The organism is Kitasatospora sp. MAA19, from assembly GCF_029894125.1.
In the GTDB taxonomy this organism is placed as follows: domain Bacteria; phylum Actinomycetota; class Actinomycetes; order Streptomycetales; family Streptomycetaceae; genus Kitasatospora.
On record NZ_JARXYZ010000031.1, the window covers coordinates 80,486 to 90,952 of the forward strand.

At 72.6% G+C, this 10,467-nt stretch carries 7 protein-coding genes and 1 pseudogene; 4 read left to right on the forward strand and 4 right to left on the reverse strand.

The window, feature by feature from the left end:
- Nucleotides 1–34: 34 nt before the first annotated feature.
- The gene (locus P3T27_RS32695) at nt 35–685 is read right to left on the reverse strand and encodes a GNAT family N-acetyltransferase (protein ID WP_280684884.1); all 651 of its coding nucleotides are present in this window, start codon (nt 683–685) and stop codon (nt 35–37) included.
- Nucleotides 686–1,014: 329 nt separating this feature from the next.
- Here P3T27_RS32695 and P3T27_RS32700 point away from each other — a divergent pair, with 329 nt between their 5' ends.
- Nucleotides 1,015–3,045 carry a DUF6461 domain-containing protein gene (locus tag P3T27_RS32700; protein ID WP_280684885.1) on the forward strand — a complete coding sequence of 677 codons (2,031 nt, stop codon included), beginning with the start codon at nt 1,015–1,017 and terminating at the stop codon, nt 3,043–3,045.
- Nucleotides 3,046–3,063: 18 nt separating this feature from the next.
- Here the strand turns inward: P3T27_RS32700 and P3T27_RS32705 are convergent.
- Both P3T27_RS32705 and ligD read right to left on the reverse strand, forming a co-directional pair.
- Nucleotides 3,064–3,658: pseudogene (locus P3T27_RS32705) on the reverse strand (transposase).
- 109 nt (nt 3,659–3,767) lie between these two features.
- Entirely contained in the window at nt 3,768–4,775 is a 1,008-nt protein-coding gene (gene ligD, locus P3T27_RS32710; RefSeq protein WP_280684886.1) for a non-homologous end-joining DNA ligase, read from the reverse strand.
- A gap of 66 nt (nt 4,776–4,841) precedes the next feature.
- Between ligD and P3T27_RS32715 the strand changes: the two genes are divergently transcribed.
- Nucleotides 4,842–5,909 (forward strand): ATP-dependent DNA ligase, encoded by a 1,068-nt coding sequence (locus tag P3T27_RS32715; protein ID WP_280684887.1) that lies wholly within the window; start codon nt 4,842–4,844, stop codon nt 5,907–5,909.
- Between the two features lie 89 nt (nt 5,910–5,998).
- Here the strand turns inward: P3T27_RS32715 and P3T27_RS32720 are convergent, their stop codons facing one another.
- Nucleotides 5,999–7,528 (reverse strand): serine hydrolase domain-containing protein, encoded by a 1,530-nt coding sequence (locus P3T27_RS32720; RefSeq protein ID WP_280684888.1) that lies wholly within the window; start codon nt 7,526–7,528, stop codon nt 5,999–6,001.
- 533 nt (nt 7,529–8,061) lie between these two features.
- On the opposite strand from P3T27_RS32720, the gene tdh reads away from it, so the two are divergent.
- Nucleotides 8,062–9,090: an L-threonine 3-dehydrogenase gene (gene tdh, locus P3T27_RS32725; protein WP_280684889.1), complete on the forward strand. Its 1,029-nt coding sequence runs from the start codon at nt 8,062–8,064 to the stop codon at nt 9,088–9,090.
- A 66-nt stretch (nt 9,091–9,156) separates the two neighbouring features.
- Nucleotides 9,157–10,350: a glycine C-acetyltransferase gene (locus tag P3T27_RS32730; RefSeq protein ID WP_280684890.1), complete on the forward strand. Its 1,194-nt coding sequence runs from the start codon at nt 9,157–9,159 to the stop codon at nt 10,348–10,350.
- Nucleotides 10,351–10,467: the final 117 nt, after the last annotated feature.

Sequence of the window (10,467 nt, forward strand, 5' to 3'; positions counted from 1 at the left end):
ACCCCGTCCCGCGTCGCGCCGCCGGGCGAGTGGGTCATGGGCGGCCGAGGACGAGCAGCGTCTCCGCGCCGACCGGCTTGTAGCCGGCGGCCTGGAAGGCGCGGACGCTGGTGGCGTTGCCGGGCGCCTGCTGGGCCCAGATCGCCTCGCCCTCGGGCAGCAGGTGCCGGGCGGCGGTGGCCAGGGCCCGGCCGAGGCCGCGCCCGCGGGCCTGCGGGTCGACCTCGATCGCGCACTCCCGGCGGCCGGCCACGCCCCGGCCGAGCACCAGGACGCCGCCGTCGGCGGTGAACACCCGGACGTCCTCGCGGTAGCGCAGCGCCCGGACGACCCGGGGGTGCTCCCGGTCGTCGACCCGGGTCAGCGGCAGCGGCGGCTCGCCGGGCAGCCGGTGGGCGACGGTCAGCAGGTCGATGTTGTTGACGACGCGCCCGGTGCGCTCGGCGAAGGCGGTGAGGAAGGGCGGGCACAGCGGCGCGGCGAGCGGGTCGCTGGGGACGGCGGCGAGCGTCCGGTGCACCCAGTCCGGGTCCTCGTCGGTGAAGACGACCGCGTGGGCGGAGAAGGACAGCACCCCGGCCTCGCGCGGCGACGGCTGCGGTACGACCGTCACCGAGCCGTCCGAGGGCGGGAACACCCCGCCCGCCGCATCCGCCAGGATCTCCGCCAGCCCCCGCACGCCCATCCGCACCCCTCCGTCGTCGGTCCTCGGTCGAAGGGTGCCAGCTTAGAGGCCGCGCAGACAGGCACGACGGTGGTACTCGATCCGGGCACCTGCACCTACTACGCCAGGCTCGTGAAGCCGGCCGCTCCGGCCGCCTGCGTCATGTGGGGCGGTGCCTACCGGGGCACGTCCTGGACCAGCGGGTGGAGCCACTGCGGGCTGACGGCCTCGGGAGCGCCCGGTTCCGCGCCCTCGCGCTGCCGCCCACTCGGCGGGTGTCCAGCGCTCTGTCGGTGCCACGTGCGATTCTCACCGCACGTGACCAGCATTCAAGGAACGGAACCGACCTGATGTCCCGTGCCCTCGTGGAGGAATCTTGGAAGCGCATCGAGTCCTGGCTCGCCGAACACGCGGCCCAGACCCTGGCCTCACTGCTTCCGCGGGCCGAGCTGACGGTCATCAAGGCCGCCGAGCGGACCCTGGGCCTGAGGTTCCCTCCGGACCTGGTCGCCCTCCTCCTGCGGTACCACGACGGTGCGGCCGAAGGCCCGGCCGTCTTCCGCCTGGGCGGCCGCTACGAGTTCCACTCGGTCAAGCAGATGACCGAGGATCTGCTGAGGATGAACCAGGCTCTCGCCGAGGTCAACGAACAGCTCGACGACGACATCGATCTCTTGGAAGGCTCGTACTGGCACCGTCAGTTCCTGCCCATCGGGAACTGGACCGGCACCTACCTGCTGGTCCTCGACTGCCGGCCCGGCCCGGACTTCGGCCGGGTGGGCCAGCTCTCCCACGGCGAGGGCACGTCCTTCGGCACCTGGGAGTCACTCGGGCAGCTGCTCGCCGAGCAGGCCGAGGCGCTGGAGACCGGCCGCCCGCTGGACGGCTGGACACCTGTCGCGTTCGGCGGCCGGCTCTCCTGGGATCTCGTCCAGGCCCGGCTTCCCGAGCCGCGCTCCCTGCTGGCCCTGGCGGCCGCCGCTGAGCAGCCCGCGAGCCCCGCACCGAGCTGTCACCGCCACTCACCGGTACCCGCGGCGGGCTGGGTCGGGGACCACGCGCGCTTCTGCCTCACGTTCGTCCGGGAGGTCGACCGCACCGACCTGCTGCGTCGCTACGGCGCCCAGGACGACACCGAGGCCCCGCGCACCCAGCAGGAGGCTGACGACACGTCACGGGCCTGGACCTGCGGTTACCTACCTGTGGTGCGCACCGGCCTGGCGGGAGGATGGGCCTTCGGCTTCGAGTCCGGCAGCAGCGAGGGCGAGCGGGCCGAGGTGTTGCGCCGTCTGTCGGCGGGCACCCGCGCGGTGAGCGTCACGTACAACACCTCGGTGCGCCTGGCCGTCTACGACGACGGCGAATTAACGACCTCGTACGACACGCTGGACCCCGAGCAGCAAGGCGGCAGCCAACCGGACCTGCTGCGCCCCGCGCTACGAGACGCGGGCCTGGTGCCGCTGAACACCGCCCGGTACCCGGACGAGGACGTCCGAGCCGTCCTGGACGTGCTCTCCTCGGAGCTGGGCATCGCGATGGACCACTCGCTGCTCGACGGGCCACTGCCCAGCGCCCGCGTCCTTCCGGTGCCCGACGACCTCGTCCCCACCGGCCGCCACCTGGTCCACAGCCCGTTCGACAGCCGCGACAACCCCGTCATCGCGTGCGCGCTCGCCTTCACCCCGCAACGTCGGCTGCGCGCCGCCGTGGTGGAGCAGGCCCGCCTGCTGGCGGCCGAGACCGGCCTCGACGGCTACCCGGAGATCATCCGGGCGCTGGACGGCGCGGCGGCCGGTGAAGTCCTGGAGGTGACCGACGAGAACGAGCTGGGCATGGTCCTGCGCACTCTCGCAGCCGAGGCCCGCGCGGGGAACGAATCGCAGTCCGACGACACCGCCCGCGACCTGCTCAGCTACGACGACCGGCGGGCCTGGCACGTCCGGAGCGCGGCCGCACGCGCGATCGCCCTGGCCGTCAGCGCTCCCGCGCGCACGGCCGCTCCCGCCGTGCTGAGCAAGCGCCTCGACCCGCACTGGCGCACCGGCTTCATGGCCCAGCTGGGCGACGCGCCGATCCCGGCGGACGCCCTGGAGCGCCTCGCCGAGCGGGAGGCCGTCGAGTGGTCCGAGCGGAGAGCCGCCCTGGCGGCGCTGAGCCGACCGTATCCGCCGGTGGCCCGTCCGACCCGCCACGCGAAGCGGAGCCCCTCCGCACTGTCCCCGCGTCGCGGACTCGGACGCGGTCTCGGCCGCCTGATCCCCCCGCCCGGCGCGTCGGTGGCCGTCGCAGTCGGCACGCCCGGCGGGGTCGTCGGCGGGCCCGTCGGGCTTCACGCCGGCGAGGACACGGAGACGGGCGATGGTCCGGCATCGTCGTCCTAGCCAGAGGTAAGCGCGTGCTCATGGGCGGCGGGTCGGGCGTTCGTCCCAGCGGTGGGTCGTCCACGCGCGACGGATCAGGCTGCGCAAGGTGATGACGGTGTCGGCGAGGTCGAGGAAGGCGTGGATGACAGTGGCTCGGCGTTCGTAGCAGCGGGAGAGATGGTGGAAGGCGTTCTGCCAGGCGTGGGTCCGTTCGACGTGCCACCTTCGGCCTGCCTGGACTGGCGCCTTCTCGCCCTGGTGCGCGACGCGGCCGTGCAGGCCGCGTTCGTCGAGCAGGGCGCGGGTCCTGTCCGAGTCGTAGCCGGCGTCCAGATGCACGGTGATGTCGTCGGGCGGCGGTCCCAGATCGTCCAGGCGGTCCAAGGTCGGGGCGAGCAGCGGGGAGTCGTGACGGTTGCGGATCGTGGTGGCCGAGCACGTCGTGTCGGCGATCGCCTGGTAGGAGCAGCCGAACCGCAAAAGCTGAAGCATCTTGTCGAAGACGACCCGGTCGCTGATGCGCGGGCGGTGGCAGCCCGGCGAATGGCTCGGCGCGTAGCGATCGCTCGGGCAGCAGAAAGGCGAACTGGCTCCAGAGCGGTTCGGTCAGCCATGACGGCAGTACAGGCACAGATCCCCCCGGTGATCACAGAGCGTCGTAACTCCGTGATCGCCAAGACCTGTGCCTGTACTGCTGCCGGGTACCGCCACCCCGCCTATGTGCGCGAGCTCTTGGTTGATCACTTCTTCCGGGCCCGGCTCGGCTGCACCCTGGTCGGCTCGCCGGCCGCCTTGGGGTGGTCGGGCGGGTACGGGAGTTCGCCGAGGCCCTCGTCGTGCAACTGCTTGTCGTACAGCTCCAGCAGGGCGTCGAGCCGGAACGCCTGCCCGTCCATCTCGGCGTTCAGGTCGCCGAGTTCGGAGAATCGGGCGGGGACGGTGCGCAGGTCGAAGTCCTCCGGGGAGGCGTCGTCGAGCTCCTCCCAGCGCAGCGGCGTGGAGGCGGTGGCGCGCGGGCGGGCACGCAGCGAGTAGGCGGAGGCGATGGTGCGGTCGCGCGCCATCTGGTTGTAGTCGACGAAGATCCGCTCGCCGCGCTCCTCCTTCCACCAGGCGGTGGTGACCTGCCCGGGCATCCGCTGCTCCAGCACCCGGCCGAGGGCGATCACCGCGTGCCGGCCGTCGGTGAAGGTCCACTCGGGCACCAGTGGGACGTACACGTGCAGGCCGCGCCCGCCGGAGGACTTGGGCCAGCCGCGCAGCCCGTACTCGGCCAGCAGGGCGCGCAGTTCGTGGGCGGCGCGGACGGCGTCGTGGAAGTCGGTGCCGGGCTGCGGGTCGAGGTCGATGCGCAGCTCGTCGACGTGCTCGGTGTCGGCGCGGCGGACCGGCCAGGGGTGGAAGGTGAGGCAACCGAGGTTGGCGGCCCACAGCACGGCGGCCGGCTCGGTGGGACAGATCTCGTCGGCGGAGCGGCCGCTGGGGAAGCTGATCCGGGCGGTGGGCAGCCAGTCCGGCAGGCCCTTGGGGGCGCGCTTCTGGTAGAAGAACTCGCCGTCCACGCCGTCCGGGAAGCGCTGCAGCGTGGTCGGCCGGTCGCGCAGTCCGCGCAGCACGCCGTCGGCGACGGCCAGGTAGTACTGCGCGACGTCCAGCTTGGTGAAGCCGCGCTCGGGGTAGTACACCTTGTCCGGGTTCGACAGCCGGACGCTGCGCCCGGCGACATCCAGTTCCACGGCTGAGCCCATGGCTCTCACGCTAAGGGCGCCACGCCCGGCGCGCGCCCCGAGGAGCTTGGCGCGAGGATCGGAGCCATGGACCTGCCCGTGATGCCGCCGGTGGCCCCGATGCTCGCCAAGTCGGTGGCCAAGATCCCGCCGGGGATGCAGTACGAGGCCAAGTGGGACGGCTTCCGCACGATCGTGTTCCGTGACGGCGACGAGGTGGAACTCGGCAGCCGCACCGGCAAGCCGCTGACCAGGTACTTCCCCGAACTGGTCGCGGCGCTGAGACGGGAGCTGCCGCCGCGCTGCGTGCTGGACGGCGAGGTGGTGATCGCCCGGGACGGCCGGCTGCGGTTCGAGGAGCTGCTGGAGCGGATCCACCCGGCGGCGAGCCGGGTGCGGCTGCTGGCGGAGCGGACGCCCGCCTCGTTCATCGCCTTCGACCTGCTCGCCCTCGGTGACGTCGCGCTGCTGGACGAGCCGTTGTCGATTCGCCGCCCCGCCCTGGAGGCGGCGCTGGCAGGGGCCCGCGACCCGGTGTTCACCGCCCCCGCCTCCACCGACCGCGACCTGGCGCGGACCTGGTTCGCCGAGTACGAGGGCGCCGGGCTGGACGGGGTGGTGGCCAAGCCGCTGGAGCAGCCGTACCGGCCGGGGGAGCGGACCATGTTCAAGATCAAGCACGAGCGCACCGCCGACTGCGTGGTGGCCGGCTACCGCGAGCACAAGAGCGGCCCGGTGGTCGGCTCGCTGCTGCTCGGCATCAACGACACCGAGGGCCGGCTCCAGCACGTCGGCGTGTGCGCCGCGTTCTCGATGGCCCGCCGCCGCGAACTGGCCGAGGAGCTGGCCCCGTTGCGGCTGACCGACCTCTCCCGCCACCCCTGGGGCGGCTGGGCGGACGAGGCCGCGCACGCCGCGGGGCGGCTGCCGGGCGCGGTCAGCCGGTGGACCGGCGGCAAGGACCTCTCCTGGGTCGCGCTGCGGCCCGAGCGGGTGGTCGAGGTCGCCTACGACCACATGGAGGGCACCCGCTTCCGGCACACCGCGCAGTTCCGCCGCTGGCGGCCGGACCGTACGCCGGAGAGCTGTACCTACGCGCAGCTTGAGGAGCCGGTCTCCTACGATCTGGCGCGCGTGCTGGGCGGGGGCGGTTGACGGAACCGCGCGTGACGGAACCGCGCATGAGCCGCGCGTGACGAAACGCCTGGAGCCCGGCCCGGCGCACCGGGTCGGGCTCCAGACGGTCAAGCGGGCACGGAGGCGGGCGAGTTGGACGCGGTGCCGGAGACGGTCGGCGAGGTGGTCGGGGCGGCGGACTGCGAGGCCGACGGCGACGACGGCGAGACCGATGCCGAGGGCGATGTCGAAGCCGACGGCGAACCGGTGGCCATCGGCGGGATCGAGTAGACGTTGTTCGGCGAGACGATCTGCGTGATCGCCTGCGCGAAGAGCGAGGAGGGCTCCGAACCCTGGTACGACACATCGGTGTTGAGCAGCACGACCAGCGTCGCCTGCGACTGCGGCAGGTGCACCGTCACGGTCTCGTACCCGGGCAGCGAGCCGTTGTGCCCGATCCAGCCGTTGTTGTCGAACAGCCCGAAGCCGTACCCGGCGCCGGATTCGCCGGTCGGCAGGGTCTTCAGCCGCTCGGCCTGGGTGGCCGGGTTCAGCAGCGTGCCGGTGGCCAGGGACTTCGCCCAACGCTGCAGGTCGGCGAGGTTGGAGATGGCTGCCCCGGCCGTCCAGGCCCAGGACGGGTTCCAGTCGGTGGCGTCCGTGGTCGCGCCGGTGGGCGTCTGGTCGGTGTAGCCGCGGGCGTGCGGGTCGGGGAAGGTCGCGTCGACCGGGAAGACGGTCCCGGTCAGGGTGGCGGGGGTGAACACCTGCTGCTTGAGGAACTGGTCCGCGGGCTGCCCGCCGACCTTCTCGATGAGCTTGCCGAGCAGGATGTAGTTGCTGTTGCTGTACTCGAACTTGCTGCCCGGCGGGAAGCTCGCCGGGTGCTTGTACCCGTAGGCGAGCAGCTGGTCCGGCGTGAACACCTGGTTCGGGTCGGTGATCAGCGCGTTCACGAAGTCCGGGTCGGAGCTGTACGGGAACAGGCCGCTGCGCATCTCGCCGAGCTGGCGGACGGTGATGCCGTCGCCGCCGGGCACGCCGCCCACGTACTTGGATATCGGGTCGTCCAGGCCCACCTTGCCCTGGTCGACCAGCCGCAGCACGGCGGTCGCCGTGAAGGTCTTGGTCTCGCTGCCGATCCGCATGTTCATGTCGGCGGACATCGGGGTGCCGGCGACCTTGTCGGCCTGGCCGAAGGCCCGCTGGTAGCTGCCGTCGGGGGTGGTGAGCCCGACGATCACGCCGGGCACGGAGGCCTCGCTCATCACCTGCTTGATCGCGGCGTCCAGCCGGTCGGTGACGTCGGAGGTCAGCGGCAGCACCACGCCGGACGAACCGCTCGCGGAGCCGCTTGCCGAACCGCTCGCCGAACCGCTCGCGGAGCCGGAGTTGGAACCGGAGGCGGACGCCGAGGCGGACGCGGAGCCCGCGCCGAAACCCGGCGCGGACGGGCTGATCGCGACCGGTTCGGCGGTGACCGCCGGGTCGCCGACCTGCCGGGCCGACTGCGGATCGCCGGAGCAGGCCGCCGCCGCGAGCAGGCCGGTCAGGGCCAGGGCGGCGGCGGTCGCCCGCCGGGCGGAGCGGGGCAGAACGGCGGAGCGGGAAGCGGCGGAGCGGGACGCGGCCGGACGTGGCCGTCGGGTCTTGGTCATAGGTCGAGGCGCCTCTCTGGGGCGGGCGGACCCGGAGCGGCGCTCCACGGGGCCGCGGGGGAGCGCCGCCACCGTAAGCACCGCCGGTGCGCGCCCGCGCGCCGGTCACCACGGGGCTGACCCGAACGGACCCACCGGTCAGCCGAGTGCCGCAACCCGGCTGGCGCCCGCCGCCTCCCGCGCGGGTCGAGGAACGCCCCCGCGGAGTCGAGGAACGCCTCCCGCGGGGTCGAGCGAGCCTCCCGCGCTGTCAAGGACCGCCGCTCGTCCGGAGGTTGGTGTCGCCGAAGGCGTCCCGCGCTCGGCCGAACGGGTGAGCACCGGCACGCCGCACCCGCCCTCGGCTCCGGCTCGGGCACGATCGTTTAGCCCAGCTGTGGCCGCCCTTAAGAATTCCTCGATGGACCGCACCCGCCCCCACCAGGCAGATTTCTGCGTGCCCGGAACGCGTCCGCCAGGAAACGGCCACACCGGGGCCACTCGGCCTGCCCACCCCCGAAGGCCGCCCCACTCGCACGTCAGGAGCCGACGCCGTGAAGGCACTCGTCAAGCAGAAGGCCGAGCCCGGGCTCTGGCTGGTGGACGTCCCGAAGCCCGAGATCGGCCCCGGCGAGGTGCTGATCAAGGTGCTGCGCACCGGCATCTGCGGCACCGACCTGCACATCCGCAACTGGGACGGCTGGGCCCAGCAGACCATCACCACCCCGCTGGTGCTCGGCCACGAGTTCGTCGGCGAGGTCGCCGAGACCGGTGCCGGCGTCGTGGACATCGCGGTCGGCGACCTGGTCAGCGGCGAGGGCCACCTGGTCTGCGGCAAGTGCCGCAACTGTCAGGCCGGCCGCCGCCACCTGTGCCGCAACACGGTCGGCCTCGGCGTCGGCCGGAACGGCGCCTTCGCCGAGTACGTGGCCCTGCCCGCGTCCAACGTCTGGGTGCACCGGGTGCCGGTCGACCTGGACGTGGCCGCGATCTTCGACCCGTTCGGCAACGCCGTGCACACCGCGCTGTCCTTCCCGCTGGTCGGCGAGGACGTGCTGATCACCGGCGCCGGCCCGATCGGCATCATGGCCGCCGCCGTCGCCAAGCACGCCGGCGCCCGCAGCGTGATGATCACCGACGTCTCCCCGTACCGCCTCGACCTGGCCCGTGAGGTCGGTGTCACGCTGGCGCTGAACGTCTCCGAGCACACCATCGCGGAGGGTCAGCGCAAGCTCGGCCTGCGCGAGGGTTTCGACGTCGGTCTGGAGATGTCCGGCCGCCCCGAGGCGCTGCAGTCGATGATCGCCAACATGACCCACGGCGGGAAGATCGCGATGCTCGGCCTGCCCGCCGAGCAGTTCCCGGTCGACTGGGCCTCGATCGTCACCTCGATGATCACCATCAAGGGCATCTACGGCCGCGAGATGTTCGAGACCTGGTACGCGATGTCCGTGCTGCTGGAGGGCGGCCTGGACCTCAGCCCGGTGATCACCGGCCGGTACGCCGCCACCGACTTCGAGGCCGCCTTCGAAGACGCCGCCAGCGGCCGCTGCGGCAAGATCATCCTCGACTGGTCCGCCTAGGGCCAAGCCCTGAGCCCCTCGCCGATCGAAGACGATCCGACCAGACGATCCGATTAGGAGTCCGCAGTGTTCGACAACGTGCGCGCCGACATCGCCACCACCCTCGACGAGATCCGCGAGGCAGGCCTCTTCAAGCCCGAGCGGATCATCGGCAGCCCGCAGAGCGCCGAGGTCACCGTCACCGGCGGCGGCCGCCCCGGCGAGGTGCTGAACTTCTGCGCCAACAACTACCTCGGCCTGGCCGACCACCCCGAGGTGCTCGCCGCAGCCAAGGACGCGCTGGACCGCTGGGGCTACGGCATGGCCTCGGTGCGCTTCATCTGCGGCACCCAGGACGTCCACAAGGAGCTGGAGGACCGCCTCTCGGCCTTCCTGGGGCAGGAGGACACCATCCTGTACTCCTCCTGCTTCGACGCCAACGGCGGCGTCTTCGAGACCCTGCTCGACGACCGCGACGCCGTCATCTCCGACGCGCTCAACCACGCGAGCATCATCGACGGCATCCGGCTCAGCAAGGCCCGCCGCCACCGCTACGCCAACCGCGACCTGGCCGACCTGGAGCAGCAGCTCAAGGAGACCCAGGACGCCCGCCGCCGCCTGATCGTCACCGACGGCGTGTTCTCGATGGACGGCTACGTCGCCCCGCTGCGCGAGATCTGCGACCTGGCCGACCGCTACGACGCCATGGTCATGGTCGACGACTCGCACGCCGTCGGCTTCGTCGGTGCCGGCGGCCGCGGCACCCCCGAACTGCACGGCGTGATGGACCGCGTGGACATCATCACCGGCACCCTCGGCAAGGCGCTCGGCGGCGCCTCCGGCGGCTACGTCGCCGCCCGCCGGGAGATCGTCGCCCTGCTGCGCCAGCGCTCCCGCCCGTACCTGTTCTCCAACTCGCTCGCCCCGGTGATCGCGGCGGCCTCGCTGAAGGTGCTCGACCTGGTCGAGAGCTCCAACGAGCTGCGCGAGCGGCTGGCGGCCAACACGGCGCTGTTCCGCACCAAGATGACCGAGGCCGGCTTCGAGATCCTGCCGGGCGACCACCCGATCGCCCCGGTGATGATCGGCGACGCGGCCAAGGCCGGGCGGCTCGCCGAACTGCTGCTGGAGCGCGGCGTGTATGTGATCGGGTTCTCCTACCCGGTGGTCCCGCACGGCCAGGCCCGGATCCGGGTGCAGCTGTCGGCCGCGCACTCCACCGAGGACGTCGAGCGCGCCGTGGCGGCCTTCATCGACGCGCGCGCCGAGCTGGGGGAGTAGCCCGGCGCTCCCACGAGCCGCCCGCGGGCCGGTCCGCTCGGAACCGGACCGGCCCGCGGGCTCACCACCGTCGTGCGGTGGGGGCGAATCGATTCGCCCCCACCGCACGACGGTGGT

Excerpts from the sequence above, each read along its gene's own strand:
- P3T27_RS32720 (WP_280684888.1), bottom strand. The coding sequence starts at position 7,528 with ATGACCAAGACCCGACGGCCACGTCCGGCCGCGTCCCGCTCCGCCGCT.
- P3T27_RS32700 (WP_280684885.1), top strand. The coding sequence starts at position 1,015 with ATGTCCCGTGCCCTCGTGGAGGAATCTTGGAAGCGCATCGAGTCCTGG.
- P3T27_RS32715 (WP_280684887.1), top strand. The coding sequence starts at position 4,842 with ATGGACCTGCCCGTGATGCCGCCGGTGGCCCCGATGCTCGCCAAGTCG.
- P3T27_RS32695 (WP_280684884.1), bottom strand. The coding sequence starts at position 685 with ATGGGCGTGCGGGGGCTGGCGGAGATCCTGGCGGATGCGGCGGGCGGG.
- ligD (WP_280684886.1), bottom strand. The coding sequence starts at position 4,775 with ATGGGCTCAGCCGTGGAACTGGATGTCGCCGGGCGCAGCGTCCGGCTG.